The organism is Actinoplanes regularis, from assembly GCF_900188005.1.
Classification (GTDB): domain Bacteria; phylum Actinomycetota; class Actinomycetes; order Mycobacteriales; family Micromonosporaceae; genus Actinoplanes; species Actinoplanes regularis.
This window is the reverse complement of the sequence record NZ_FZNR01000001.1, coordinates 317,261-343,180: the sequence shown is the minus strand read 5'-3', so window position 1 is coordinate 343,180 and position 25,920 is coordinate 317,261. Positions and strand designations below refer to the sequence as shown.

The following is a 25,920-nucleotide window of genomic DNA, read 5'->3' as shown; positions in this document are numbered from 1 at the left end:
GCGACCTTTCCACGGCTGGGCACCCAGGCTAGCCGGTCGTCCGGAGCCCGGCGCTCAGCGGCTGGTGAGCACCTCGGCCAGATCGAAGCTCACCGGGCGTTCCAGCTGCTCATACGTGCAGGTCCGGGGCTCGCGGTCGGGCCGCCAGCGCTCGAACTGGGCGGTGTGCCGGAACCGGACACCCTCCATGTAGTCGTAGCGGACCTCGACCACGCGCTCCGGGCGCAGCGGGGTGAACGACAGGTCCTTGCCGCTGTTCCAGCGACTCGTCTCGTTCTTGCGCGGGGTGCGCTCGCCCTGCGCGTGCGCGGCCCAGTCCCAGGGATGGCCCTCGAACCCGGTGACCAGCGGCTGCAACTCCTCGAACAGCTCCTCGCGCACCTTCATCGGGAACGAGCCGATCACCCCGACCGAGGCCAGCACGTCCCGCTCGTCGTAGAGGCCGAGCAGCAGCGAGCCGATCCGGTTCTCGGCCGACTTGTGCACGCGGTAGCCGGCCACCACGCAATCCGCGGTGCGCTTGTGCTTGATCTTGAACATCACCCGTTTGTCCGGCTGGTAGGTCAGCTCCGGGCCCTTGGCGATCAGGCCGTCCAGCCCGGCGCCCTCGAACTGCTCGAACCATCGCCGGGCGGTGGCCAGGTCGTCGGTGGCCGGGGTGACGTACACCGGAGGCTCGGCCCCGGCCAGCGCCCGCACCAGGCGTTCCCGCCGCTCCCCGAAGGGCAGCAGGGTCAGGTCCTCGTCGCCGAGCGCGAGCAGGTCGAAGGCGACGAAGCCCGCCGGGGTCTGCTCGGAGAGCAGCTTGACGCGGCTGGCCGCGGGGTGGATCCGCTGCTGCAGGGCCTCGAAGTCGAGGGTGTTGCGCCCGGTGTCGGCGACGATCACCTCGCCGTCGATCACCGCCCGCTCCGGGAAGTTGGCCAGCACCGCCCGCACGACCTCGGGGAAGTAGCGGGTCATCGGCTTCTCGTTCCGGCTGCCGATCTCCACCTCGTCGCCGTCCCGGAAGATGATCGACCGGAACCCGTCCCACTTCGGCTCGTAGATCTGCCCCGGTGGGATCTCCGCGACGGGTTTGGCGAGCATCGGCTTGACCGGGTGCTGGATCGGCAGCTGCATCCGCCCAGTCTGCCGTGAAAGTTCCGAGCGTGAAGCCCTTTACCCGGCCCCTGGGGCAGACTCCACCATCGACAGCATGAGATCGCAGCCCACCGCTTTGTCCATCGGGGAGTTCGGCCGGCTGGCCGGGCTCTCGATCAAGGCGCTCCGGCTCTACGACGTCTCCGGCCTGCTGCCGCCCGCCGAGGTCGACGAGCCCAGTGGCTATCGCCGCTACACCGCCGATCAGCTGGACCGGGCCCGCCGGATCAGCATGCTGCGCCGGCTCGGCGTGCCGCTCGCGGCGATCGGGGAGATGCTCGCACTCTCCGACGCGGAAGCGGTCACCCGCCTCGACCGCTGGTGGGCCGGGGAGGACGCGGCCATGGAGGCGCGCCGATCCAGCTACCTCTGGTTGCGGACCAGGCTCGCGCACGGCGACGACCCGGAAAGGGACTATGCCGTACGGATGGAGCGCCGCTCCGGGCGCAAGGTGGCCACCATCCGCGCACAGGTCGATCAGCAGGCCCTGGTGCCGGCGATCGGCACCGCCCAGTGGGCGATCCGGGCGCACCTCGACGAGCAGGGCGCCGTGCACGGCCCGGAGCACTGGGTGGTCTTTCACGGTCTGGTCACCCCGGACACCGAGGCCACCATCGAGGTCTGCGTGCCCTGCTCGGGACCGGTCGAGCCGAGCGGGGAGATCACGCTCCGGCTGGAGCCGGGACGCCTGCTGGCCTACGCCGAGGTGCTGCGCGACGACTGCTTCTACCCCCGGATCACGGCCGCCTACGAGGCGGTTCACCAGCACGTGACCACGGCCGGTCTGGTGGCCGCCGGTCCGCCCCGGGAGATCTACCTGAACCACTGGGAGCGGCTGGCCGGCGACGACCCGTTCTGCCGCGTGGCTCAACCTGTCGAGGAGTGATGAGGATGGACTGGACCCGGCAGACCCGATTCTCCGACCCGGGCCGGCACCACGAGCGGCTCGCCGCGCTGCGCGGTGACGTCGCCGCGATCGGTGGGGTCGTGCGCAATCTGACCGTGCACTACCGCGCTTCCGGCATCGATTTCCCGCCATCGCGGCTCGCCGAGATCGACACACGCTGGGTGAGCCGGATGCTCGATCTCGACCACGAGCGGTTCGGCGGGGCGCCGCTCGATACGCCCCGGCCGATCGAGCAGCGGCTGGTCGGCTGCTGCCGGGACGCGGCGCTGCTGACCGTCGCGGCGCTGCGGGCGCACGGGGTCCCGGCGCGCAGCCGGGTGGGCTTCGCCGGATACCTGGTGCCGAATTTTCACGTCGACCACGTGATCGCGGAGTACCACGACGGGTCGCGGTGGATCGGCGTGGACCCCGGGGTGGACCTTTCGGATGTGCCGCTGACCCCGGCCGGGTTGCACACCGCGGCGCAGACCTGGCGAGCCATGCGGCGAGGCGAGATCGACCCTTCGACGTACGGGGTGGGGCCCGACCACGAGATCGGCGGGCCGTGGCTGATCCTGGACTATCTGACGAGGGAGCTGGCCCACCGGATGGGCGACGAGCTGCTGCTCTGGGACCTCTTCGGGGAGGGCATCCCATATTCGCGGATGGAGTGGTCCGAGCTCCCCACCGAGCTTCCGGACGACCTCACCCACCTGGACGAGATCGCCGACCTGCTGATCGCCGCCGATGCCGGGGACGATGCCGCCGAGCAGAAGCTGGGCGCCCGCTATGCCGAGGACTCCCGGCTCCATCCCGGAGCGACCGTCTTCTGCGCCTCGCCGCGGGGCGCTCGCTACGCGGTGGAGCTGGCGTCAGTGAACCAGGAGGCCGACTAGTCGCTCCAGCTCAGCGCCCGCGTCGTCGGCCAGCCCCATGTGGACCGGGCCGGCCCGGAGGATCGTGCTGCGCGGGGCGACCAGCCAGCGGAAGCGCTCGCCGAGCTTCATCCCGGCGGACGCGCCACCGCCGGAGCAGGTCTTCTCCCAGGACTCCAGCGCGCCTCGGACGGCGGTCACGTCGGCGGCCGGGTCGAGGCAGAGCAGGCGCCGCTCGTCCAGGTGGGTGCGGGCGGCCAGGAAATCCTGGCGCTGGCAGTAGAGCAGTACGCCGACGTTGATCACTTCGCCGCGTTCGATCCGGGGCACGGCCTGGATGACGGCGTACTCGTAGGGGATCTTCTTCACGGCAGCCAGGCCTCCGGCTGCGCGGCGCGACGGGTGAGATGGCCGAGGTATGCGTCCCGGTCGCCGTCCTCCAGCCAGTCCTCCGGGACCAGCGCGACCACCTCGGCGAGCAGTTCGGGGGTGATCCGGGCGGCGAGCGCCGGACCCTCGGTGGCGAGCAGCGTGGCGTAGGGCTTGAGCACGTGGTCGTCCCACTTGTAGGGGCGGTGCACCACGCTCTCCGCCCGCGCCCAGTTGTGGTGGAAGTAGAGGGTGGCGCCGTGGTCGATCAGCCACAGGTCGCCGTGCCAGATCAGCAGGTTCGGGTTGCGCCAGCTGCGGTCCACGTTCTCGACGAACGCGTCGAACGCGAGGACCCGGCTGGCCAGGCCGGCCTCGACCGGATGCGCGATCGGGTCGTAACCCAGCGAGCCGGGCAGGAAGTCCATCCCGAGGTTGCCGCCGGCGCTGGCCTTGATCAGCTCCTGGATCTCCTCGTCGGGCTCGGCGCGGGCCACCACCGGGTCCAGCTCGACCCGGGCCAGGTCCGGCGCCGGCAGGCCGAGGCGGCGCGCCAGCTCCCCGGCGATCACCTCGGCGACCAGCGCCTTCGGCCCCTGCCCGGCGCCACGGAACTTCACCACGTATGTCCCCAGGTCGTCGGCCTCGACGACGCCGGGCAGCGAACCACCCTCTCGCAGTGGGGTGACATAACGGATAGCGGTGACCTCGCGCAGCACCCGATCACCCTAGCTGGGCTTGCTTGCCTCGCTTCGCTCGGCGGCATTTCGCCCCTTCAGGCCGATGGCGAGAGCACCGGAAACGACTGCGCTTCGCTGGCCGCAGTTCGGCGCTCTCGCCATCGACGGTCTGGGTTACCCCAGCTCAGTTGGTGTTGGGGCCCTGGCGGCGGAGCTCGTCGACCTTTGTCATGGCTGTGCGCAGGTCGGACAGCCAGTCCTCGGTGTGCTGGCCGACCAGGCGGACGCACCAGGCGAGCGCGTCCGACCGGGAGCGGGCGACGCCCGCGTCGACCAGGGTGTCGAGCACCTGCCGCTCGGGCTGGCGCAGCCGGGTCATCACCGGGGCGGCCAGGTGCGTGTAGAGCTCCGAGGCGTCGCCACAGCGTGCACCCCAGGCGACCTTGCGCTGGTAGCGGTGCTCGACCTGGCGGGCGACCCGGATCCGGTCGTCCCGGGTGTTCTCCCGGAACTGGGCGATCCGCCCGCCCTGGGCGGCGGCCCGATCGGCGTCGGTGGCCTCGGCGGCCAGGTCCGGCTCGGGCAGCCGGCCCCAGATGATGATCTCGTCGCGGTCGACCACGACCTCGGGCGGCTCGGTGAACCACCCGTCCGGCACCGCGCCGGTCACCCAGGCGGCGGCGTCGTCAGCGGGCGGCGGCTCGGTGCGGGCCCCGGGCGGGGCGGGACGAAAACGCATGACGACCTCCTCGGTCCTTGCAGTGATTACATACTTACACCGCAATCACGTAAGTCGCCACCGCAACCCGTCGGGCCTGGCGTTTCTCTGGACTTGAGCAGTTGCTCAAATGCGTCTAGCCTTCGGTTTGAGCGGTCGCTCAAACGGGGGGCGACCGCTCCTGAACAGGGGTGAGGTGTATCCGAATGCGGAACTCAGCGGAGTCGTCCCAGCCGGCGGCGAACAACTGGGCGGTGCCACCGGAGCTGGAGAAGGCCAAGATCCGTCCGGCCAACTGGTGGCTCGCGGGGCTGGTCGGGGTCGTCGGGCTGGCGGCCTTCGTCGTGACGGTGCGGTCGGGGCGGGCCGACAGCGCGCTGCTCTTCGTGGCCCTCCCGATCCTGCTCGCGGTCGCGCTGGCGCTGACGCCGGGCCGCAGCGCGCACGGCAAGGCGTTCCGGATGACGACGATCGCCCTGCTGCTGGCGGCGGTCTGGCTGCACGAGGGCGCCATCTGCGTCCTGCTCGCCGCGCCGTTGGTATACCTGGTCGTGCACGGGGTGACCGGCGTGCTGCGGGCGGCGGAGCGTGGGGGGCGCCGCACCCTGGCCGTCCTGCCGCTGCCGTTGCTGCTGGCCGGCGGATTCGAGGGGACGAGTCCGGCCTTCCGGGTGCACCCGGATCAGTCGGTCGAGGTCACCCGGGTGGTCGCGCTCGCCCCGGAGCAGGTACGGGCGATGATCGAGGCCGGCCCGGCACCGGTGGACACCAGGTCGCTGTCGCTGCGGGCGCTCGGCGTGCCGATGCCGGAGCACGTGCACGGCGACGGTCTCGAGACCGGGGACCGCTGGACATTCGCCTATCACGGCAGCTCGCACGGGCCGGGCGGGGACATCGTCACCGAGGTGCGCGATGCCGGTCCGGAGCGGGTCACCTGGGCGGTCGTCGAGGACACCTCGATCACCAACCGCTGGGTGGGCATGCGGGACGCCACGCTCAGCTGGCACGCGGTGGCCGGCGGGACGGCGGTCACGCTGCGGATCGACTACCGGCGCGGCCTCGACCCGAGCTGGTACTTCGGACCGCTCCAGGATCGTTTCATGCACGCCGGGGCGGCTCACGTGCTGGACATGCTGGCCCTGCGATGACGCTGATCCGGTACCTGGCCCTCCTGCTGCCGGCCCTGGCCGTGGTGGGAGCGGGAACGCCGTGCGGCCGGAAGGACCGGGTGGGCGCCTTCCTCTCCTTCCTGGCCGCCCTGCTCGGTATCGCCGCCCTCAACGAACTCGCCGTCGCCTTCCACTGGTACGAGTTCGCCCAGGTCGACGCCGCCTATCGGGGCATGCCGGTCGACCTGTGGCTCGGCTGGGCCGCCCTCTGGGGTCCGATCCCGGTCCTGCTCCACCGCTACCTGCGCCTTCCGGTCGCGCTCGGTCTGCTGTTCTGGATCGACCTGCTGGCGATGCCCCGCCTCGAGCCGCTGCTCCACCTCGAACCGTCGTGGTTGCACGGCGAGTTTCTCGGCCTGGCCGTGGTCGCTCTCCCGGCCCAGTTGCTCGGGCGCTGGACCGCCACCGGACGCCGGTTGTACGCGCGGGTCGGGCTTCAGATGATCGTCTTCACCGGCCTGATCCTGTGGCTGCTGCCGACCGCGGCGTTCACGCTCGGCGATGGCTCCTGGCGCCACCTGCTCGACCTGCCCGGTCCGGTGCTCGGCGTGCTCGCCCAGGTCGCCGCCGTCCTCGGGTTGCCGGCCGTGGCCGCGGTCCGCGAGTTCGCGGTACGCGGTGGCGGCACCCCGTTCCCCTGGGATCCGCCCGCGCGGCTGGTCACCACCGGCCCGTACGCCTATGTCGCCAACCCGATGCAGCTCAGCATGATCGCCGAGCTGCTCCTGCTGGCCGGCGTCGCGCACAGCCTGGCGCTGGCCGCCGCCGCCCTCGTCGCGATCGCGTTCTCGGCCGGTGTCGCCGCGCCGCACGAGCGGGGTGACCTGATCGGACGGCACGGCGCCGAATGGCTCGACTATCGCCGGCACGTGCGTGACTGGCTGCCCCGGGCCCAGCCGTACCCGGCGGTCGAGCCGGCCCGGATCTGGCTGGACGACGACTGCGGCCCGTGCTCGGCGACCCGGGACTTCATGGCGCGGCGATCACCCGTACGGTTGGATCTCGTGCCCGCCGCGACCCATCCGACGACGTTGTGGCGGGCCCGTTACACGGCCGGCGACGGATACTCCGCCACGGGGGTGGCGGCGGTCGCGTCCGCGTTCGATCATCTGGGACTCGGATGGGCGTACGTCGGATGGTTTCTTCGCCTCCCGGCGGTTGATCGTCTCGCGCAACTGATCACCGATGCCCAGATCGCACCACCCCACCCGGCCGGAGGAGAACGGTGAGCGACACCAAGCAACGCCTGCTCGACGGGGCCCTCGCCGCCGTGCGTGACCACGGGGTGACCGGGACCTCGGCCCGCAGCATCGCCGCCGCGGCCGGGGTCAATCAGGCGCTGGTCTTCTACCACTTCGGCTCGGTCGACGACCTGCTCGGTGCGGCCTGCCGGCAGGCCACCGAGCAGCGGGTGGCGTACTACGCCGACCGGTTCGCCGCGGTCACCTCGCTGCGCGAGCTGCTCGAGGTCGGCCGTGACCTGCACACCACCGAGCTGGCCCAGGGCAACGTGTCGGTGCTCGCGCAGACCCTCGCCGCGGCGCAGAACAACGAGCGGCTGGCCGAGTCGATCCGGGGCACGTTCCAGCTCTGGACCGCCGAGATCGAGACGGTGCTGCACCGGGTGCTGGCCGGATCGCCGATCGCCGAGGTGGCCGACGTGCCGGGGCTGGCGCAGGCGATCTCGTCGGCCTTCGTCGGGCTGGAGCTCTTCGAGGGGATCGACGCGGAGGGTGGCCGGCGGGCGCTCGACGCGATCGACCAGCTCGCGGTGCTGGTCGAGGTGATGGACGAGTTGGGCCCGCTGGCCACCCGGGTGCTGCGCTCGAGGATCAAGCGGGCCGGGCGGAAATAGCGCCGGCCGGAGAAGCTCAGAGGACGAAGACGTCGGTCCAGAGCTGCCGCGACCGGCCGGAGAGCGCGTCCATCAGGCCGACGGCCTGGCTGTCCGTCAGCCCGGCGACGAAGTCGATCACCGCTCGCCCCCGCGCCCGGGCCAGCCGCTCCGGCGTGCCCTTCGGCAGCTCCGCCTCGCCCAGCTCCACCAGGTCCCGCAGCCTCCGTGGCAGCCGGTCCGCCTCCTCCGGGTCGGTCAGCCAGGCCAGCAACGCCTCCACCAGCGTCGCCAGCAACCGCGCCTGACCGCGCTGGTGCAGCGCCAGATCCGGCCGGGCCAGCACGAACCGGTTCTGCACGAACTTGAGGATCTGCACCTCGTGCCACTGCGCCACGGTCAGCTGCACGTGCCCGCTGCGGACCGCCGCCTGCTCGGTCATCTCCACCGAGTCGACCAGCCGCCGGGTCCAGGTCGCCGAGAACGCCGCCACCCGCGCCTCGGCCGCCACCGAACCGTCGAACGGCTGCGCCAGCAGGCCGTCCACCAGCTCGGCGCGGACCAGTTCGACCGCATCGGCGAACGCGTCGTCGTCGGCGATCCAGCTCTCCTTACGGTGCAGGCTGCGGCGCAGCGACTCGATCGCGCCGCCGGCCCGCTTCAGGTCGGTCGCGGTGCCCCAGCGCTGCCAGGCCATCAACTCGGTGGCGACCGAGCCCTGCTGCAACACACCGACCCGGTGCACATCCTCCAGATCGTGGATGGCGTACGCGATGTCGTCGGCGGTGTCCATCACCGAGGCCTCGACGGTCTGCTGCCAGTCCGCGACCCGCCCGGCGAACGCCGCCCGTGCCGCCCGGACGTCGTCGATCTCGGTGGAGTACGCCCCGAACTTCGCCGACCCGCCGTCCGGCTCGTCCGGGTGGACGGCCGCACCGCGTGGCGGCGGGTCCATGAACCGCGGGTGCGGCTCCGGATGTCCGTGCCGGGTCCACGGGTACTTCAGGATCGCCGCGCGGGTGGCGTTCGTCAGGTTGAGTCCGATGGTGGCCTGCCCACCGATCTCGGTGCTGGTCACGATCCGGTACGACTGGGCGTTGCCCTCGAAGCCGTCCCGCAGCCCGAGGCGCTGCCGGGCCAGCCGATCCAGCACGCGCTCGCCGAGATGCCCGAACGGCGGGTGCCCGAGGTCGTGTGCGAGCGCCGCGGCCTCCACCACGTCCGGGTCACAGCCGCCCAGCTTGTCCGCGAGGTCCGGGTCGCCGTCCCGGACCCGCTCGGCGATCGCCCGGGCCACCTGGGCCACCTTCAGACTGTGCGTGAGCCGGTTGTGCACCAGCAGCCCGGCCCCGCCGGGGCTGATCACCTGGGTGACCCCGGCGAGGCGGGCGAAGAACGGCGAGCTGACGATCCGGTCGCGGTCCACCCGGAACGGGCTGAAGGCGAGGTCACCGGGGGCGACCGTGGTATCGCCGAAGAGCCGCTGGGCACGTGGATCGTCCATGCCTCGGGAGATTACCGGGACTGCAACGCGTCCAGCGCCACGGCCATCGCAATGACCAGGCGACGGTCCAGGTTCGGCTCGTGGATCGCGACCCGGTACGTGTCCCGGAAACCCCACTTGCGCTCGACGGAGAACGCGGGGCGACCGGCGACCACGAAGTCGAAGTGGTACGGCAGCCACGACAGCTCGTCGACGAAGCGGCGAATGAGCGCCACCCACTGGTTCCGCTCCTGGCCGACGATCTCCGGCCAGCCCGGCTGCTCCAGCACCCAGGTGGAGCGGAGCAGCGAGGCGCCGAACTTCTTGCGGAACAGGCCGATGGGGGTGCCGGCCGCGTCGAGCACGTCGTAGGTCGCGCCCAGGTCGATCACCTGACGCGCCTTGAAGCCGAGCACCGGGACCTGCTTGGTGTCGTCGGTGTAGAGGGTGACCTGCTCCTTGAACGCCAACCGCTTCTGCTGGGCGAAGGCGAGGAGACCGGCCTCCTGGCCGTCGGGGCCGGCGGCGTGCACCTCGTACTGGTTGACCATCAAACGGATGCGCTGACGCACGATGAGCTGCGTCTGCTGCTGGAGGATATCGATCGTCACCGCGGCAGTGTGTCACACGCGTTACTTGCTGAGCGCAGGCTGAGGGAGCCGGTGGGCGAGACGCCCTCGATCAGGTCAGACTGGGCGTATGGCGAAGCGTGTTCGTACTCGTACGGTGATGGCTCTGGCCCTCGGCGCCGCGGCGGTCTGGGCCGCTCGCGATCTGCCCGCGCAGATCGGCGCGAGAGCGCGCGGGGCGCGCCGCGCCCGGATGGAGGCCTCTCCGCAGTTCTCCGGCGGCAAGTTCCGCAACACCGTGCCCGCGACCGAGGTGGCCGCCGCCTCCATGCCCCGGCTGTTCGTCGCCGCGGTGACCGACCGCGACGCTCGCCGGCCGCACCAGCCGATCCCGGTGCTCACGCCGCCCCCGGCCCCGGCGCCCGCCGACGGCCTGCACGTCACGTGGTACGGGCACTCCTCCGCGCTGATCGAGATCGAGGGCAGCCGGGTGCTGCTCGACCCGGTCTGGAGCGAGCGCTGCTCCCCGTCCCGCCTGACCGGCCCGCGCCGCCTGCACCAGCCGCCGGTCCCGCTGCGCGAGCTGCCCCCGCTGGACGCGGTCGTGATCTCCCACGACCACTACGACCACCTCGACATGGAGAGCATCCGGAACCTGGTCGACCTGCAGGCCGCCCCGTTCCTGGTCCCGCTCGGCGTGGGCGCGCACCTGGAGCGCTGGGGTGTCCCCGCCTCCCGCATCATCGAGCTCGACTGGAACGAGTCGCACCGGATCGGCTCGCTCGAGCTGATCGCGACCCCCGCCCGGCACTTCTCCGGGCGTGGCTTCAACCGGGACGAGACCCTCTGGGCCAGCTGGGTGATCAAGGGATCGACCCGCCGGGCCTTCTACTCCGGTGACACCGGCTACTTTCCCGGCTTCGCCGCGATCGGCGCGGAGCACGGCCCGTTCGACGTCACGCTGGTGCAGGTCGGGGCGTACGGCGACGCCTGGCCCGACATCCACATGTTCCCGGAGGACGGCGTCTCGGTGCACGTCGACGTCCGTGGCGGCCTGATGATCCCGGTCCACTGGGCGACGTTCAACCTGGCCCTGCACGACTGGCCCGAGCCCGCCGACCGGACCTGGAGCGAGGCCAAGGCCCGTGGCGTGCGGCTGGCGATCCCGCGCCCCGGCGAGCGCGTCGACGTCGACAACCCGCCGCCGGTCGACGGCTGGTGGCAGCAGATCGCCTGACTAGTCGGCGCGAGCCGGCACGCAGATCTCGACGGCGCCCGGAACGACCTTGGCGGTGAATTGCCTGGTCCGTGACCGGGCGCCGCCATCGAGTTCGTACTCCAGCTTCGAGTCCAGCTTGACGTCGATCTTCCGGGCCCGTGTCGTGCGGACGAACGGCGAGCTGTCCGACCGTTTCACCGCCATCGTCCCGAGCGTCCGGGCCCACTGCAGCGCGCCCTGCGCGGTCGCGACCCCGACGTCGAGCCAGCCATCGTCCGGCACCGCCTCGTCGAACGCCTGGATCCCGCCGGTGATCGTCCCGACGTTGCCGATCAGCACACAGCTGGCGGTGTCGTCGAACCAGGTCGCGCCATCCACCTTGATCTTCGTACGCGCGGCCTCGCCCTGGACGTTCCGGACACCGGTCCAGACGTACGCGAGTTTGCCCAGGCGGTCCTTGAGCGCACCGTCCGCGTCCTTGATCATCGCGCCGTCGAAGCCGACGCCGGCCATCACCGCGAAGTGCTCGCCGTCCAGCTTTCCGAGGTCCAGCCGGCGTCGGGAGCCCTCGAAGGCGATTCGCACGGCCTCCTCGAGATCGGTGGGAATGCCCAGGTTGCCGGCGAGCAGGTTGCCGGTCCCGGCCGGCATGATCGCGACCGGCACCTTCGAGCCGGACCGGGCGACCACGTCCAGGGTGCGCTGCACCATCCCGTCGCCGCCCCAGACGACGAGCAGGTCCGGATCCTTGGCGAGCGCTTTGCGTACCCGCTTCGGGGCTTTGCGGCTCTTCGGCACCTCGTACCAGAAGAGCTCCTCGATGTCGCGGTCGGTGAGCCGACGGCGCAGCTCGTCCAGGCCGCCACCGAGAGTCTTGCCCTGATGGGCGACGACGGCGATCGTGCGGTGGGTACTCATGTCGCCGCCGTTACCCGGCCCCCGGGTGCGGTGAAACGTCGGCGGAGGCCACGGCTCGCAATCGGACTCGGGTGATCGCCCGGCCGGTCACCTCGACCACCTCGGCGGTGAACCCGGGCAGCGCGACCTGCTCGCCGGGCTTGGTCGGGATGTGCCCGAGCGACGCCAGCACCATCCCGGCGATCGTGGTGTAGTCGCCGTGCCCGTCGAATCCCAGGTCGTGCAGGGGGAACGAGCCGGGCAGCAGCAGGGCGCCGTCCGGCTCCCGGACGACCGCCGCCACCTCCGGATCGGTCTCGTCGTAGATCTCCCCGACGATCTCCTCGACCAGGTCCTCCATGGTGACGATGCCGTCCACCGCGCCCCGCTCGTCGACCACCAGGGCCAGCTGCCGGCGTTCCGCGCGTAGCTGCCGTAGCGCGTCCGAGACCCGCAGCGTCTCCGGCAGGTAGACGCACGGCCGGGCCAGCTCCTCGACCAGGCCGCTCGCGCCGATCAGGTCGCGCAGGTGCACCACGCCCAGCGCGTCGTCCAGCCCGGCCGGCCCGGCCACCGGCGCCCGGGAGTGCCCGCCGGCGATCAGCAGGCGCAGCGCCTCGGCGGCCGGCGTGCCGATAGGCACGGTGAGCACGTCGCGGCGGGGGACCAGGATCTCCCGCAGGATCCGGTCGGCGATCTGGAAGGCGCCGGCGATGATGGTCCGCTGCTCGGCGGAGAAGTCCCGCTGGGCGGCGACCAGTTCGCGGATCTCTTCGGCGGTGACCTCCTCGCGCTTCGCCCGCGGGTCGCCGCCGGCCAGCCGGACCACCCCGTCGGTGGCCCGGCCGAGCAGCCACACGAGTGGCCGGGAGGCGGTGGAGAGCAGGTAGATCGGGCGGGCCACGAGCAGCGACCAGCCCTCGGTCAGCTGCAACGCGACCCGCTTCGGGGCCAGCTCGCCGAGGACCAGCGTGACGAACGCGAGCACGACCGTGACCAGGACGACCGCGACCGGGCGGGCCGCCGAGCCGAGGAAGCCGAGCGGACCGATCAGCGGTTCGGAGAGCGAGACCGCGGCGATCGCCGAGGCCAGGAAACCGGCCAGGGTGATGCCGATCTGGATGGTGGCGAGGAAGCGGTTGGGGTCACGCGCCAGGCGGGCCAGCACGCGACCGCCGCGGGACTGCCGCTCCAGGCGCTGGACCTGGCTGTCCCGCAGTGAGACCAAGGCCATCTCGCTGCCCGAGAACGCGGCGTTGACCAGCACGAGAATCAGGACGAGAAGGATTTCACCGCCCGTATCATTCACCCGATCACGGTAGCGGGTCCATCGGCCTCAGAAGCGGGCGAAGGACCGCACCGGCCTTCGCGGACCGTGCCGTGGTGCCATCAGCCCGCCCATGGCGAGCAGGTCGCAGACCCGGCCGCGGTGCCCGCGGAACGGCTCGAGCAGCTCGAGCATCCGCTCGTCGGTGCCGCGGGCCTCGCCGGCCAGGGCGTACGCCACGGTGTTGGGAATGTGGTAATCGCCGACGCTGACCGCGTCCGGGTCGCCGAAGGCGGTCCGGACCACCTCGGCCGCGGTCCACGGCCCGATCCCCGGCAGCGCGGTCATCCGCGCCGTGGCCTCCGCCGAGTCGGCACACCGATCCAGGCGCTCGGCGACCTGCGCGGCGCGCAACAGGGTCTGGGTGCGGCGCTGCTCGACGCCGAACGGGTGGAACTCCCAGTAGGCGCGGGCCGCCACGGCGGCCGGATCGGGTGGCAGCACCAGGCCGGCCGGGCCGGGCGCGGGTTCGCCGAAGTGCCGGCAGGTCGCCCGGTACGACCGGTGCGCCTCGAGGCCGGTGACCTTCTGCTCCAGGATCGCGCGCAGCAGCCGGGGGAAGACCTGGCCGGTGGCCGGCATCCGTACCCCGGAGAAGGTCTTCGCCAGCCGGGCCACCACCGGATGTCTCCCGGCCAGCGCGGCGAAGGTGGAGACGTCGTCGCGGAGGCCGGCGATCGCGTCGGCGCGCTCGGCGACCCAGGCCGCCCCCGCCCCGAGGCCGGTGGCGTGCAGTTCCCCGCCGGCACGGGCGAGGTGGAGGGTCGCGGCCCCTTCCGGAGTGCGAATCGCCAACCAGAACTCGTCGTCCCGGAAGAGCCCGCAGGGATCGTGCCCGGGAACCAGCAGTGAGCGGACCGAGGGACCGAATCGGTACCGCTCCGGCGGTGTCAGACGGCGTTTCACCTCGGTGGTCACCGCCAAACTGTGCCTCGCGAACAGGCCGGGAACAAGCCGATGGCCCTGTCCCCAGAACCTGGGGGTCAGGGCCATCGGACGGTGATCGAACGCCCGAGAAGGCTCGATCACCCGGTTGCGGAGCGGTGCCCCGGGTGGAGGCCGGGCAGCCGCGGTTCACGTCCGGCAGGGGGAAGGACGGTCGACGGGCCCGAAGGGGGGTCCCCGGAGGGGTTCGGACCCGTCGAACGGCTGTGCTCCGCGAGCTGCTTGCTCAGCGCACCCGGATCTTGACCACGTCGAAGGCCGGGGTCTGGTTGGCGCGTTCCATCATCGGGATGCGGTGCGAACCGTCACCGGCCCACGAGGCGCACTGCGCGGTACCCGCGGTCGGCAGGCCGGGCACCTGGATGTTGACCGAGTCCGGGGTGGCACCACCCTTGCTGTCCTCGGTCGCCACGAAGAACGCCGGCACACCTTCCGGGGCCGGGGCCTCGTTGGTGTTGGCGAGCATCCGGCAGGCGGTGTGGAAGTGACCGCGGACCAGGCCGTTCTGCAGGACGCTGGACTCCACGTAGTAACCGCCCTGGCCGGCCGCGAGGAACCGGTCACGGATCAGGTTGCGGGTGCTGATCTGGAGGGTGAACGGGGTGTTCCGGTTGACCTGACGCGGCGCCTGGGTGATCAGCAGCGACGGGTTGTTCGCCGCCGAGCCGACCTCACCGAACTCGGTGCTGACGCAGCGGTCGCCCTTCTGGAAACCGTCGTGCTGCGGCAGGTTGCTGGTGGCGCAGCTGTTGGTCAGGATGCCGAGGCCGGCGCCGGGCGGGGGCGTGCTGGGAGCCGCGGTGCCGTTGCCCCCGTTGTTGTTGCCGTTGTTGTTCCCGCCGCCGTTGTTGTTACCGCCGTTGTTGTCGCCGCCCCCGTTGTTGTTGCCACCGTTGTCGGCACCACCGTTGTTGTTGCCGCCACCGTTGTTGTCGCCACCGCCGTTGTTGTTCCCGCCGTTGTCGGCCGGAGCGGAGGTAGCGGCCCCACCGTCGGCGGGGGCGCTGGTCGCGGCGCCACCATCGGCCGGAGCGCTGGTAGCGGCCCCGCCGTTGGCCGGCGCGCTGGTCGCGGCGCCACCGTTGTTGTTACCGCCGTTGTTGTTGCCACCGCCGTTGTTCTTCCCGCCACCGTTGTTCCGGCGCCGGTTCGTCTGCGCGTTGGCGACGTTGTTCATCACCCAGTCCCGGCACCGGGCGCGCACCTGGGCGGTGGTCGCCACGTCCCCGGCACCGTCGTCCGGGTGCTGGGTGACCGTGCCGTTGTTGGTGGTGTACGTGTTCCGGCGGGTGTTGGTGGAGAGCTTGGTCTGACCACCGGCCTTCAGGTTGTCGCAGGCCGCGAGCGCCGACTTGGTGTTGTCGTTGGTGCTCGCGCTGGAGATCTGCGTAACCGTGACGATGCCGCCGAACGCCGCGAGCGTGGCCGCCACGGCGATGATCCGGCGACGCCCGCTGAACCACGTGGAGCCCGTGGAGCTACCAGGGCGCCGGTACTTGGACCTTCGCATGGGGTGACACCTTTCTTCGTCGCCGTCGGGGCGATTTATCTCGGGGGCTACCGGGCGCGGAAGATGCGCATGGTGGTGATCACTCCCACCACGAGCGCGGCAGCAAGGACGAGCAGAACTACGGTGTTGCTGAGACCCGGCACTCCGCCGCCGTTGCTGGCAGCGGCGATCATCTGGTTGTCGATCGGAACCGGGCCCTTCTGGCCGGTAGCCGGAGCCGGTGCGGTCGGCAGCGCCCCGTAATCGACGATCCCGCTGCTCTCCAGCAGGGTCATGTGCGTCATGACGAACTGGTTGGTCTGCTGTGCCAGCTTCCGGACGGTGTCGTTGCGGGTCGACGCCCGGATGGTGGCGATAGCCGGGAAGATCTTGCCGTGCGCGGCGCGGAGCCGGTCGATGAAGATCTGGTCGAACTGCGCCCCGGAGGCGTTACGCATCTCGGCGAGCCAGCCCTGCTGGTCGCCGTTGGGCTGGTTCGGCAGGTCGATGCCGAGCTTCTTGGCCGCGGCCCGGTCCAGACTGTCCAGGGAGACGTGCTGAGCCGCGATCGACTTGCCGATCTTGACGACGTTCGGGTCGTCCGACTTCTCCTGAGCCATGTTGCCGGCCGGGATCTCCCACAGACCGGCGAGCCGAACCTTGATCACGAAGTCACGGTCGGCGGCACTGATCGTGCCCTTCGCGGTGTCGGTCAGCCCCGTGTTCGGAGGCACCGGCACCGCGTCGTCGGCGCGGGCGGCGCTGGCCGGCGTCATCATGAACGCCAGCGTCACCGCCGCGGCACCCATCAGCCAGGACTTCATTTCTTTTCCCACCACTCTCAGTAGCTGTAGTCGCTGCCGGAGCCGCCGGCGCCACTGGAATCACTGCCCGAGTCGCCCGCGGGCGGGGCGACCGGCTTGGAGATCTTCGGAAGGCACGTGAGGTTCTTGGCGCCGGTCGGCGTGATCACGAACCACTTGCCGCTGACGTTCTGGCCCTTCCACTCACCGGGCTTCTTGTCACCGATGTAGCGGTAGAGCGGCCAGCCCTTGAGGGTGAGCTGCTTGGTGCCGTCCGCCCGGGTGACCGTGCCGACCAGCTTCGAGTCGACGCCCTTGAGGGTCGGCTTGCCGTCGTTGGTCAGGGACGGCGGCCAGACCTTGGCGCAGTCGCCGTTGCAGTTGGACTTGGCCGGGTCGTCGCTGTCGTTGTCGAACCGGTAGAGCACGAAGCCGTCCTGGTCCTCGACGACCTTGCCCATCCGCGCCACCGCGGTGCCGGTGAGCGACTTGGTCACCAGATCGTCACTAACCTCGGAAGCGGCACCGGCCGGTGCCGGTTCCGCGGTGCCGGCCGCGTTCGGGTCGACCGCCCCGTCCGTCGCCGCGGCGCCCGGGGTGGCGGCCACGTCGGCGGCGGCGGGCTCAGCGGCGTTGCCGTAGTCGGCCGCGTCGAGTCCGGCCGGAGCGCAGCCGGACAATGCGACCAAAGCGGCCAGCGCCGCGCTGGCGACCATCAACTTGCGCTTCTCCGGTGCCACGGGCTCCTCCGACTGATCGATACCTCTGGCGTGTCCGCGCTGTAGTACGCGAGCAGCGCGGCGGCGGTTGAACATTCGGTTCGATCAAATTGGAGAATTTTTGTTTGAACCCTCCGAGGGGTCGCGCACGTATATGACGGACCCGGTCAGCAAAAAGGGCCCAGCCGATGCCGGCTGGACCCTAATCGTGTTCGTGTGATTACGGAATGCTGATAAGCGTCTCGCCGTTACCGCTCGTCGACAGTTCCTGAACCTGAACGTGGGCGATGTCTTCGCGTGCCGTTCCGGTCACCGCCTGCAACATCAGCGGGGAGGGGTTGGCCGCGGTGCCCCAGCCCTTGTCGCCGATCGTCCAGGTGGCCACCCGCTCCGAGGTGCCGTCGGTGTGCACCACGGTCAGCGCGCAGGTCTTCGGGCCCTTGATGTTGGAGACCGCGAAGGAGATCTGGGTGCCCCAGTCCTTCTTCTCCAGGCCGACCGCGGCGCTGACGTTGCTGCGGGAGTCGGTGCCGCTGTAGTTCTTGCCGGGCAGTGCGGTGCCGCCGATGGGCACGCCGTCGCTGTCCGGCAGCGGGTCGAGCTGGCTGCTGTCGCGCAGAGCGGTGTTGTTGGCGGGCGACGTCGGCTCCGGGGCGAGCCACTTGCCGCCGGCGAAGAGCGAGCCGATGGAGAGCATCGCGAAGACCACCACCGCGGCGGCCAGCGAGTAGAGCCGGCGGCTGTTCGCCCGGCGCCGGTCGGTGCCCACCTCGTGGATCATCTTGCTGAGGAGGACGCCGTCCTTCTCCGACTTCTCCGCGGCCAGCAGAGCCTCCACGTCGACGTCCGCCATCGCGTCCGCGACCTGGACGAAGGACTCCAGCTCGAAGGCGCACTGCGGGCAGTCGATCAGGTGGTCCTCGAACCGGGCGGCATCCCGGTCGCCGAGCACGCCGAGGGCGTAGGACGCAACGTCGTAGTGCTCTTCCTTGGTCATCCCGTCACCCCCCGCTGCTGCAGAGCGGTACGCAGCGCACGCAGAGCGTAATACACGCGGGACTTGGCCGTCCCCAGTGGAAGGTTGAGAACTTCGGCCGCTTCGGGCACGGTCCGGCCCCGGAAGTACGTCTCGATCAGGATCTCCCGGTGCGAGTGGCTCAACTGGCGGAGCGCGTCCGACACCGTCATGGACTGCAGCACCCGGTCCGTGTCGTCCGCGGTGCTCGGGAAGCTCTCCAGCTCGCGGTCGTACGTCTCCGCGGGGCGCGCGTTGGCGCTGCGGTGCTCGTCGATCGCGATCCGGCGGGCCACCGTGACCAGCCACGGGCGCAGCGACTGCTGGCCCTGCGCACCGAGCCGGTGCGCGTTGCGCCAGGCCCGCAGCAGGGTCTCCTGCACGATGTCCTCGGCCCGCTGCCGGTCACCACCGGTCAGCCGCAGCACGAACATCAGCAACGGGCCGGCGTGCTCCTCGTAGAGCAGCTTGACGAGGGTGTCTTCATGGGTCGCGCTGTTGCTCGGCGCGCCGTGGCGCGCCGACTGACGGGGGATCGCGGAACCGGCGTCTTCCTGCGCGCCGCGGCCTCCGTCGAGTGCTTGCCACCTGTTTCCGGAGTGTCGCGCCATCACACGAACCCTCTCCGAAGTGAGCCGCTCGGCCACCGCATGCATCGATACCTCCGCCCGGACCTTTCCCCGTCGCCTGAGATACGGCTGGGGAGCCCGGCCGGGATCAATGCCGGCGCGAGAATTTCCGGGACACTCGGTCTCAAGGGTCCTCCGCTGTGACGATCGTGACGGCGTGCCGGGTCGCGGATCACAGGGGGATTGATCTACGCCGATTCGGACGCCAGGTAAGGCGGAATGATACTCAGTGACATCGGGCCCGAGACATGCCTCTGGAAATAATTTCCCCGCCCGGAGAGGGCTCGATCTCGCTCCGTGAACGCATGATTCCGCTGGGTGCGCACGGATGAGTAATGTGTGGTGAATGGCGTGGCCGCCGGACCGTTCGGAGGATGCCCGGATAACTCTTGGACCCTTTCGAGCGACACCCGGTAGGGAGCGCTCCCATGTCTTGATCTTGCTGCTTGCGCGCTTTCTATGCCTTGTGGGCGGTTTGTTGGCGCCGCATCCTGTGCGGCTGCTGTGCGAGGTCGGCCGGGCTTTCCCGGTTCGTCCGGGGCCGCGGCGCAACCGGTTCGGTGAATTTTCGCGAACGGGGCGTCTTGTTCCGGTATGCGGGCGCTCGTCCCGAAAAATGAGACAAGCGGAGATTCAAACCCTTCGGGGGTACGACCATGGAGTCCCGCCGAGGGCCTCTCGGCCCACGCCCCGTGCCGCCGGGCACCGCGCCGTCCCGGCCGGGCCCGGCCGCCGGCGCGGCTCCCGGTGCCGCGCCGGTCGCCGCGATCAGCGTGAGTGGGCGGTGGCCAACGCCAGTGCCCGGTGCAGCACCCGGGCGTCCCCGAGCATGCCGCGCAGCCGCCGCTCCAGCCCGGCGATCGGCACCAGGTTCTGCGGGGCGCGAGGATCCTTGTACGACGCCGACGCGAACCTCGGCAGCGTCGCCCCGGAGAGCTCGGCCAGCTCGATCGCCTGCTCCACGGTGAGGTCGGGGGAGCACTCCACCCGGACGATCCCGGACCACGGCGCCCCGGTCGACCCGGGCAGCCGCAGGTACCACGACCAGCCGCCCCAGATCGTCCCGAGATGGAAGACCGGGGTCCGCTGCCCGGGCCGCAACGCGGTCACCACGGTGGTCAGCGCCGCCGGCAGATACTGCTTCTGCTGGGTCTTCACGTAACCGATCGTGCGCGGCAGCTGCCGCCGGTTGCGCAACGGGCCGTCCACGATCAGCAAATCCGCGCCGTCCGAGCCACCGTCCCGGGCGGCGCTGGAGATCTCGATCTCCAACGCGGTCAGCGGCCCCTGCACCGCGGCCGGCAGCTTGCTCGCCTCACCACCACCGTTGATCCGGTGAAGCTCGTAGCGGACCGTTCCGGCCTGCAGATCGCCGGCCGACGGGCTGGCGGTGAACAGGCCCCGGCCGACCCGGGCGCCGACCATTTCGGCGGCGCCCCGGGCCAGGTCACACCGGACCACCCCGGCGGCGTACGACGCGGCCAGCCCCGCGTACGACGTCCCGTCCTCCTCGGCCGTCCACAACCCGGCGTCGTTGCGCCGCACCCCGTCGACCAGGAACACCACGTCCGGCGGGGAGGCGCCGGCCGGAACCCCGATCGGCGCCCACTCGGCGGCCGGCACCTCCACGTCCGTGTCGACCTGCGCGCTGCTGGGCGAGGCCGGACCCTCGCCCTCCCCGCCCTCGAAACTGGCCCCGTACGCCGGGTCCCACATGTCGACGAACATCCGTGTCACAAGCCGACCCTCTCGACGTACGCGGTCCGCGCGTCCTTGTGCACCTCGAACCGGACCGGCACCCGCTCGGCGAGCGCGTGCACGTGGGTGACCAGCCCGACCATCCGGTCGCCACGAGCGGCCAGGTTCTCCAGGGTGGCCGCGACCACGTCGAGCGTCGCCGCGTCCAGGGTGCCGAAACCCTCGTCCAGCACGATCGACTCCAGGCTGGCCGCGGTGGTGCTCATCCCGGCGAGCTGCTCGGAGAGCGCCAGGGCGAGAGCGAGCGACGCCTGGAACGTCTCACCGCCGGAGAGCGTGCGCACGCCCCGTCGCAGCCCGGCGTCGTGATGGTCGATGACGAAGAACTCGCCCTTGTCGTGCACCAGTTCGTACTGCCCGCCGGTGAGCTCGCGCAGGATCCGGGACGCGCCGTCGACCAGCATGTCGAGCGCCTCCTCGAGCAACCAGCGCTCGAAGTTGTTCGCCCGCAGGTGCCCGGCCAGGGATTTCGCGACCCGGCTCTCGAGCAGCAGGGACATCCGCTGCTCCTGCTGTTCGCGGGCCTGCTCGCGGCGCTCGACCAGGCGCTGCCAGGCGGCCTCGGCCCGCTCCGCGGTGACGGCGGCCGCCCGGATCAGGGTGGCCTCGGCGTCCTGCGGTGACGCGGCCGGCGGCTGCACCCCGGCGTCGGTGAAGAGCGCCACGATCGCCGCGTGCGCCCCGGCGGTGGCCTCGTGGGCGGCGAGCACGGCGGCCTGCGCCTCCTCCCGCCGGACCGTGCGGGCGTCGTGCTCGGCGCGGGCCCACTCGACCAGGGCCTGCCAGGCGCGGGCCAGGTCGTCCCGGTCGGCGGGCGGGGGCACGAAGCGCGCCAGGCCGTCGCGGACCGCGTCGAACCTGCGCCACGCGGTGCGCTGCTGCTCCTCCGCGGCCCGGACCGCCGCCTGCGCCGAGCGCAGGCCGTCACGTGCCGCGCGGACCGCCGCGGTCGCGTCCTCCAGCCGGCCCTGCAACCGGCCGAACTCGGCGAGCCGCTGCTCGATCGCCGCGACCCCGGGCAGCCCTTGCACGGCCTTGCGCACCTCGGCGAGCCGGGACAGGTGGTGCTCGTACTGCCCGCGCTTGCGCTCCAGATCGCTCTCCAGGTCGCGGGCGACCGCGTCGCGCTGCCGCCAGCGGGCGGTGGCCAGCTCGGCCGCCTCCCGGGCGGCGGTGCCGGTCTCCTCGGCGAGCCGGACCGCCGATTCGCGCGGCACCTCCGGCACCACCGTGACCTGCTGCTCGCAGACCGGGCAGTTGTCGCCGGCGGTCAGGTGCCCGCGCAGGGCGGCCGCGCGGTCCCGCTGCTGGGCGTCGCGGTAGTCCTGCCGGGCCTGCTCCAGCAGCTGCTGGGCGCCGGTGTGCTCGGACTCGGCCAGGTCGGCCGAGGTCCGCGCGTCCCGGCACTCCACCTCGGCGACCGAGACCTTGCCGGCGAACCAGCCCTCCTGCTCGGTGAGGCGCTCCAGCTCGGTGTGCCGGTCCAGGGCCAGCCGCAGCGACCCGGCGTCACCGGCCGCGACCAGCTCGCCGCGGACCTTCTCCTCGAACTCCTCGGCCTCGTGCACCGCCTCCGCCGCCCGGGTGGCGGCGTCCCGGGCAGCGGTGATGGCGCCGGTCGCCTCCGCCAGGCCGTCCGGTGTACGGACCGAGGTGATCAGCGCCAACTCGGCGTCCAGGGTGTCCCGGGTGCCCCGCGCGGCCTCCTCCGCCGCCCGGGCCGCCCGCAGCCCCGGCACCGCGGCCTCCACCGCGCCGGTCAGCTCACGCATCCGCGCCAGGCGTGCAGCCGCCGTCTCGACCGCCTCGTCGGTGGCGTCCTCCAGCGCGACCAGCGACTGATCGACCACGGACAGCTTGGCGTCCGCGGCCTTCCCCTTCTCCGCCGCCTTGACCTGCACCCGCTCGTACATCTGCAGGCCCAGCAGGTTGATCAGGATCTGCTGCCGAGTGGCCGGCTTGGCGTGCAGGAAGTCGGCGAACTGGCCCTGCGGCAGCACCACGCAGCTGGTGAACTGCTCGTACGGCAGACCGACCGCGACCTGCACCGCGGCGTCCATCTCGGCGGGGACGCCGGCCAGCACCTCGCCGAGGTCCTCCAGGTCCATGCCGGTGTCCAGCTTGGTCACGTCGAAGCCGGGCGGCATCAGCTGCAGGCCGGCGCCGGACGTCTTGACGTTGCCCCGGCCGTCCCGGCGGACCACCCGGGTCGCGACGTAGCGGTCGCCGGCCGACTCGAAGACCAGGCGGACCCGGGCCTCGACAGCCGACGGGGCCAGGGCGTTGCCGATGCCCCGAGCCCCGCCCCAGCGCGGGACCTGGCCGTACAGCACGAAACAGATCGCGTCCAGCACCGTCGACTTGCCCGAGCCGGTCGGGCCGACCAGGGCGAAGTAGTCGGCGTCGGTGAAGTCCACGGTGGTCTGGTCGCGGAACACCGTGAACCCGGACATGTCCAACCGCAGGGGCCTCATTGGTTGCTGCTCACCTCGTCGTACAGCTGGTCGAAGAGCTCGCGGACGCCCTCCTCGGCGTTGCCGCGACTGTCCAGGTAGTCGCTGAAGAGCTCGCGCGGCGAGCGGCCGGCCCGTTCCGCCGATCGGGCGCCGGCGCGGTCGGGCAGCATGTCGGGGTCGATGCGGACCTCCAGAGCGTTCGGCAGCAGCTCCTGCACGTCCTCGCGCAGGCCGGGGCGGGGTGCCTCGCGCACCAGGACACGCAGCCAGGCGTCCGGAAGGTTCACCGTGGCGAGCTGTTCCAGGGTGCCGCGGACCGTGCGCAGGGTGAGCGCCGAGGTCACCGGCACGTCCCGGACCTGAGCGGCCTTGTCCACGGCGACGTCGACGATCGCCACCGAGCTGACGTTCTCCTCCTCGCCGAAGTCGACCGCGAGCGGACTTCCGCAGTACCGCACCGGGCAGGGGCCGATCACCCGCTGCGAGCGGTGCAGGTGACCGAGGGCGACATAGTGGGTGTTCTGCGGGAACACGGTGGCGGGCACCGCGTACCCCATGATCGTGTGCGCTTCCCGTTCGCCGCCGCCGGTGCTCGCGCCGACCATGGTCAGGTGCGAGGTGATCAGGTTGACCGCGCCGGGCTCGGCGAAGGACTCGGTCAGCTTGCCGATCAACCGGGCGATCAGATCGGCGTAGGTCTGATTCGACTCCGCCTCGGTCAGCTCGTACATCTCGACGGCGCGAATCGCGTACCGCTGGGAGAGGAACGGCAGGGCGACCAGCCGCCAGCGCTCGCCGCCGGCCGTGGTCCCCTCGATGAGCAGGTCCTGCGGCGCGTTGAAGGAGCCGCGCAGCTCGATGCCGGCGGCGTCGGCCCACGGGCGCAGCGCGTCCAGGGCCTGGCCGTTGTCGTGGTTGCCACCGATCGCCACGACCCGCGCGCCGGTCTTGCGCAGCGCGGAGAGCGCCCGGGTGACCAGGCGGGTCGACTCGGCCGTGGGCGCCGCGGTGTCGTACAGGTCGCCGGCGACGATCACCAGGTCGGGCTGCTCCGCCTGGGCGATCTCGATCACCTGGGCGAGCACCCGGGTGTGCTCCTCGAAGCGGTTCCGGCCCTTCAGAACCTTGCCGACGTGCCAGTCGGAGGTGTGCAGGATGCGCATCGCTGAACCCTAGTCTCCAACCTAGAAGGGGATGTCGTCATCCGCCCCGGCCCGTCCGCCGATCACGGCGAACGGGTCGGCGGACTGCACGATCGACCGGTGCGAGTCGGCCGGCGGGGGACCGGCCTCCGACTTGCGGGTGGCCCAGGCCGGGAACGGGAACTCGACGCAGAGCGGGACCGGGATGTCCGGCTGGTTGACGAACATCGTGCCGGGGCGGGCCAGCAGCGCCCGCTGGCGCATGGCGGGGGGAAGGAACCCGTACTCCGGCCGGGACGCCTCGGCCGGGTCGAGGCGGCCGACCACCCGGATCGCCGAGTTGGTGACGATCCGCCGCTCCACCTCACTGGCGGTCTGCTGCGCGCCGATCAGGATCACGCCCAGCGAGCGGCCGCGCTCGGCGATGTCCAGCAGCACCTCCTTGATCGGGGAGGAGCCATCCCGCGGGGCGTACTTGTTCAGCTCGTCGAGGACCACGAAGAGCAGGGGGCGGCCGGTACCGGACTTCTCCTTCTCCTCGAACTCCGACTTCAGTGTCACGCCGACCACGAACCGCTGCGCGCGATCCGGCAGGTTGTGCAGGTCGACGACGGTGACCTGGGCACTGTCCGCGGTCTTGATCTGGTGCGGGCGGCGCTGCGCCAGATCGCCCCGGATCAGCCTCGACAGGTCGCGCTTGCTGCCGATCAGACGGCGCGCGAACGCGTTGACCGTGCCCATGTTGATCGCGCTGCCCGCCCAGATCGACCGGGTCTCGTCGTCGGTGAGCTGGTCGACGATGTGGTCGACCAGGTCGCCGTAGGAGCCGATGCGGCGGCCGTCGATGCTGATCCCGCCCTCGGCCGGGACCGCGTACCGGTGCAGGTGGGCGGTGACCGAGTGGACCACCATCGTGTACTGCTGACGCTCGTCGTCGGCGTCGGCGAACACGTACGGCAGGAGCTTCGCCGAGCAGAACTCCTCGAGCGTCCAGTAGAACGAGTCGACGCCGGTCAGCCGCCCGCTGACGTCGGGCGAGCCGGTCGAGTCGCCGGCCCGGGGCGGCGCGTACACCCGGACGTCGGTGAACGGGCTGTCGGGCAGGTCGAGCAGCTTGTAGTACGCCCGGGTGGCGTCGTCCAGCCGGGTGTTCGGGTGGTCCAGGAAGAGCAGGTCCTCACCCTTGACGTTGAAGATCAGCGCGCGGGCGTTCGCCCCGTCGGCGCCCAGCTGACCGGAGCGGAACACCGAGTAGAGCAGGAACGTCGCGAAGCTGGTCTTGGTGGCCACCCCGGAGATGCCGGAGATCGAGACGTGCGCGCCCCGGGTGCCGTCGAGGAAGTCCGCGTTGAGGAAAACCGGGACGCCGTCGCGGCCGGTGCCCATCGGGACCCGCCGCTCCATCCGGTCGAAGTGCAGGGCGGCGTCCCGGGTCTCGCCGGAGGCCCGGTGGACGATCGCGCCCGGGGCGGGCGGCACGTAGAGCTCCGGGTCGACGCGGGTGGTGGTGATCTCGGCCGCCTCCTGGACCATGGCCGGCAGCGTGCCGTCGGCGATGGCGAACACGTCCGAGTCGAACTGAGCGCCCTCGTGCCGGGCCCGGACCTGGGTGACCACTCCGGCGATCGTCACCGGCTCGCGGTCCGGCAGGTCCCGCTGGGTCACCACGACGTCGTCGAGCTGCAGGTAGCTGCCGGGAGCGACGGCCGTCCAGAACTGCAGGGGGGTGGCGTCGGCAGTGCCGAGAACCCGGCCGACGGGTCCCAGATCCGGGTTCATCTTCGGTTTTCCGCTG

General features: G+C 71.4%; 23 protein-coding genes and 1 pseudogene. 6 read left to right on the top strand and 18 right to left on the bottom strand.

The window, feature by feature from the left end; genetic code table 11:
- Positions 1 to 54: 54 nt before the first annotated feature.
- Complete coding sequence (locus CHC09_RS01430) at positions 55 to 1,122, bottom strand: ATP-dependent DNA ligase (protein ID WP_089291092.1); 1,068 nt, start codon at positions 1,120 to 1,122, stop codon at positions 55 to 57.
- Between the two features lie 76 nt (positions 1,123 to 1,198).
- On the opposite strand from CHC09_RS01430, the gene CHC09_RS01425 reads away from it, so the two are divergent.
- Positions 1,199 to 2,029 carry a MerR family transcriptional regulator gene (locus CHC09_RS01425; protein ID WP_089291091.1) on the top strand — a complete coding sequence of 277 codons (831 nt, stop codon included), beginning with the start codon at positions 1,199 to 1,201 and terminating at the stop codon, positions 2,027 to 2,029.
- Positions 2,030 to 2,034: 5 nt separating this feature from the next.
- The gene (locus tag CHC09_RS01420; protein ID WP_089291090.1) at positions 2,035 to 2,925 is read left to right on the top strand and encodes a transglutaminase-like domain-containing protein; all 891 of its coding nucleotides are present in this window, start codon (positions 2,035 to 2,037) and stop codon (positions 2,923 to 2,925) included.
- On the opposite strand, the gene CHC09_RS01415 is transcribed toward CHC09_RS01420, so the two are convergent.
- The 3 genes from CHC09_RS01415 to CHC09_RS01405 form a co-directional block, all read right to left on the bottom strand.
- Entirely contained in the window at positions 2,902 to 3,273 is a 372-nt protein-coding gene (locus CHC09_RS01415) for a DUF3037 domain-containing protein (protein ID WP_179276914.1), read from the bottom strand. The two genes, CHC09_RS01420 and CHC09_RS01415, sit on opposite strands and share 24 nt — an antisense overlap.
- Positions 3,270 to 3,992 carry a HipA family kinase gene (locus CHC09_RS01410; protein ID WP_089291089.1) on the bottom strand — a complete coding sequence of 241 codons (723 nt, stop codon included), beginning with the start codon at positions 3,990 to 3,992 and terminating at the stop codon, positions 3,270 to 3,272. The genes CHC09_RS01415 and CHC09_RS01410 overlap by 4 nt, the downstream gene beginning before the upstream one ends.
- A 145-nt stretch (positions 3,993 to 4,137) precedes the next feature.
- Positions 4,138 to 4,692, bottom strand: coding sequence for a hypothetical protein (locus tag CHC09_RS01405; protein ID WP_089291088.1), 555 nt, complete (start codon positions 4,690 to 4,692; stop codon positions 4,138 to 4,140).
- Between the two features lie 185 nt (positions 4,693 to 4,877).
- Here CHC09_RS01405 and CHC09_RS01400 point away from each other — a divergent pair, with 185 nt between their 5' ends.
- The 3 genes and pseudogenes from CHC09_RS01400 (at position 4,878) to CHC09_RS01390 (ending at position 7,695) form a co-directional block, all read left to right on the top strand.
- Entirely contained in the window at positions 4,878 to 5,819 is a 942-nt protein-coding gene (locus CHC09_RS01400) for a hypothetical protein (protein WP_239138100.1), read from the top strand.
- A pseudogene (locus CHC09_RS01395) lies at positions 5,816 to 7,129 on the top strand (isoprenylcysteine carboxylmethyltransferase family protein). Before CHC09_RS01400 ends, CHC09_RS01395 begins: the two are co-directional and overlap by 4 nt.
- Positions 7,087 to 7,695, top strand: coding sequence for a TetR/AcrR family transcriptional regulator (locus tag CHC09_RS01390; protein ID WP_307833925.1), 609 nt, complete (start codon positions 7,087 to 7,089; stop codon positions 7,693 to 7,695). The pseudogene CHC09_RS01395 and the gene CHC09_RS01390 overlap by 43 nt, the downstream one beginning before the upstream one ends.
- 16 nt (positions 7,696 to 7,711) lie before the next feature.
- Here the strand turns inward: CHC09_RS01390 and CHC09_RS01385 are convergent, their stop codons facing one another.
- Together CHC09_RS01385 and CHC09_RS01380 are read right to left on the bottom strand one after the other, a co-directional pair.
- A complete protein-coding gene (locus CHC09_RS01385; protein WP_089291085.1) occupies positions 7,712 to 9,178 on the bottom strand; it encodes a deoxyguanosinetriphosphate triphosphohydrolase family protein in 1,467 nt (488 codons plus the stop codon).
- 11 nt (positions 9,179 to 9,189) lie between these two features.
- Complete coding sequence (locus CHC09_RS01380) at positions 9,190 to 9,708, bottom strand: LURP-one-related family protein (RefSeq protein ID WP_373871886.1); 519 nt, start codon at positions 9,706 to 9,708, stop codon at positions 9,190 to 9,192.
- Positions 9,709 to 9,856: 148 nt separating this feature from the next.
- Between CHC09_RS01380 and CHC09_RS01375 the strand changes: the two genes are divergently transcribed.
- Entirely contained in the window at positions 9,857 to 10,963 is a 1,107-nt protein-coding gene (locus tag CHC09_RS01375) for an MBL fold metallo-hydrolase (RefSeq protein WP_089291083.1), read from the top strand.
- On the opposite strand, the gene CHC09_RS01370 is transcribed toward CHC09_RS01375, so the two are convergent.
- From CHC09_RS01370 to CHC09_RS01315, 12 genes are all read right to left on the bottom strand, one after another.
- The gene (locus CHC09_RS01370) at positions 10,964 to 11,863 is read right to left on the bottom strand and encodes a diacylglycerol/lipid kinase family protein (RefSeq protein WP_089291082.1); all 900 of its coding nucleotides are present in this window, start codon (positions 11,861 to 11,863) and stop codon (positions 10,964 to 10,966) included.
- A gap of 10 nt (positions 11,864 to 11,873) precedes the next feature.
- Entirely contained in the window at positions 11,874 to 13,151 is a 1,278-nt protein-coding gene (locus tag CHC09_RS01365) for a hemolysin family protein (RefSeq protein ID WP_089291081.1), read from the bottom strand.
- 27 nt (positions 13,152 to 13,178) lie between these two features.
- Positions 13,179 to 14,075, bottom strand: coding sequence for a DNA-3-methyladenine glycosylase family protein (locus CHC09_RS01360; protein ID WP_179276946.1), 897 nt, complete (start codon positions 14,073 to 14,075; stop codon positions 13,179 to 13,181).
- A gap of 265 nt (positions 14,076 to 14,340) precedes the next feature.
- Positions 14,341 to 15,624, bottom strand: a complete 1,284-nt coding sequence (locus tag CHC09_RS01355; protein WP_089291079.1) for a Pecanex-like protein 1 — start codon at positions 15,622 to 15,624, stop codon at positions 14,341 to 14,343.
- 47 nt (positions 15,625 to 15,671) lie between these two features.
- Positions 15,672 to 16,427: a DUF4142 domain-containing protein gene (locus CHC09_RS01350; RefSeq protein ID WP_089291078.1), complete on the bottom strand. Its 756-nt coding sequence runs from the start codon at positions 16,425 to 16,427 to the stop codon at positions 15,672 to 15,674.
- A gap of 17 nt (positions 16,428 to 16,444) precedes the next feature.
- Entirely contained in the window at positions 16,445 to 17,146 is a 702-nt protein-coding gene (locus tag CHC09_RS01345) for a hypothetical protein (protein ID WP_373871883.1), read from the bottom strand.
- 199 nt (positions 17,147 to 17,345) lie between these two features.
- The gene (locus tag CHC09_RS01340; RefSeq protein WP_089291077.1) at positions 17,346 to 18,122 is read right to left on the bottom strand and encodes a zf-HC2 domain-containing protein; all 777 of its coding nucleotides are present in this window, start codon (positions 18,120 to 18,122) and stop codon (positions 17,346 to 17,348) included.
- The gene (locus CHC09_RS01335; RefSeq protein WP_089291076.1) at positions 18,119 to 18,796 is read right to left on the bottom strand and encodes a sigma-70 family RNA polymerase sigma factor; all 678 of its coding nucleotides are present in this window, start codon (positions 18,794 to 18,796) and stop codon (positions 18,119 to 18,121) included. Before CHC09_RS01335 ends, CHC09_RS01340 begins: the two co-directional genes overlap by 4 nt.
- Before the next feature lie 741 nt (positions 18,797 to 19,537).
- Positions 19,538 to 20,506, bottom strand: coding sequence for a hypothetical protein (locus CHC09_RS01330; protein ID WP_179276913.1), 969 nt, complete (start codon positions 20,504 to 20,506; stop codon positions 19,538 to 19,540).
- Positions 20,503 to 23,001: an AAA family ATPase gene (locus tag CHC09_RS01325; protein ID WP_089291074.1), complete on the bottom strand. Its 2,499-nt coding sequence runs from the start codon at positions 22,999 to 23,001 to the stop codon at positions 20,503 to 20,505. The genes CHC09_RS01330 and CHC09_RS01325 overlap by 4 nt, the downstream gene beginning before the upstream one ends.
- On the bottom strand, positions 22,998 to 24,146 hold the full coding sequence (locus CHC09_RS01320) for an exonuclease SbcCD subunit D (protein WP_089291073.1): 1,149 nt from the start codon (positions 24,144 to 24,146) through the stop codon (positions 22,998 to 23,000). Before CHC09_RS01320 ends, CHC09_RS01325 begins: the two co-directional genes overlap by 4 nt.
- Before the next feature lie 21 nt (positions 24,147 to 24,167).
- The gene (locus tag CHC09_RS01315) at positions 24,168 to 25,904 is read right to left on the bottom strand and encodes an ATP-binding protein (RefSeq protein WP_089291072.1); all 1,737 of its coding nucleotides are present in this window, start codon (positions 25,902 to 25,904) and stop codon (positions 24,168 to 24,170) included.
- Between the last annotated feature and the right edge of the window lie 16 nt (positions 25,905 to 25,920).

Coding starts and splice junctions, on each gene's coding strand:
- CHC09_RS01340 (WP_089291077.1), bottom strand. CDS start 18,122: ATGACCAAGGAAGAGCACTACGACGTTGCGTCCTACGCCCTCGGCGTG.
- CHC09_RS01320 (WP_089291073.1), bottom strand. CDS start 24,146: ATGCGCATCCTGCACACCTCCGACTGGCACGTCGGCAAGGTTCTGAAG.
- CHC09_RS01325 (WP_089291074.1), bottom strand. CDS start 23,001: ATGAGGCCCCTGCGGTTGGACATGTCCGGGTTCACGGTGTTCCGCGAC.
- CHC09_RS01430 (WP_089291092.1), bottom strand. CDS start 1,122: ATGCAGCTGCCGATCCAGCACCCGGTCAAGCCGATGCTCGCCAAACCC.
- CHC09_RS01370 (WP_089291082.1), bottom strand. CDS start 11,863: ATGAGTACCCACCGCACGATCGCCGTCGTCGCCCATCAGGGCAAGACT.
- CHC09_RS01315 (WP_089291072.1), bottom strand. CDS start 25,904: ATGAACCCGGATCTGGGACCCGTCGGCCGGGTTCTCGGCACTGCCGAC.
- CHC09_RS01385 (WP_089291085.1), bottom strand. CDS start 9,178: ATGGACGATCCACGTGCCCAGCGGCTCTTCGGCGATACCACGGTCGCC.
- CHC09_RS01380 (WP_373871886.1), bottom strand. CDS start 9,708: ATGGTCAACCAGTACGAGGTGCACGCCGCCGGCCCCGACGGCCAGGAG.
- CHC09_RS01420 (WP_089291090.1), top strand. CDS start 2,035: ATGGACTGGACCCGGCAGACCCGATTCTCCGACCCGGGCCGGCACCAC.
- CHC09_RS01400 (WP_239138100.1), top strand. CDS start 4,878: ATGCGGAACTCAGCGGAGTCGTCCCAGCCGGCGGCGAACAACTGGGCG.
- CHC09_RS01335 (WP_089291076.1), bottom strand. CDS start 18,796: ATGCATGCGGTGGCCGAGCGGCTCACTTCGGAGAGGGTTCGTGTGATG.
- CHC09_RS01355 (WP_089291079.1), bottom strand. CDS start 15,624: ATGCGAAGGTCCAAGTACCGGCGCCCTGGTAGCTCCACGGGCTCCACG.
- CHC09_RS01375 (WP_089291083.1), top strand. CDS start 9,857: ATGGCGAAGCGTGTTCGTACTCGTACGGTGATGGCTCTGGCCCTCGGC.
- CHC09_RS01405 (WP_089291088.1), bottom strand. CDS start 4,692: ATGCGTTTTCGTCCCGCCCCGCCCGGGGCCCGCACCGAGCCGCCGCCC.
- CHC09_RS01425 (WP_089291091.1), top strand. CDS start 1,199: ATGAGATCGCAGCCCACCGCTTTGTCCATCGGGGAGTTCGGCCGGCTG.
- CHC09_RS01350 (WP_089291078.1), bottom strand. CDS start 16,427: ATGAAGTCCTGGCTGATGGGTGCCGCGGCGGTGACGCTGGCGTTCATG.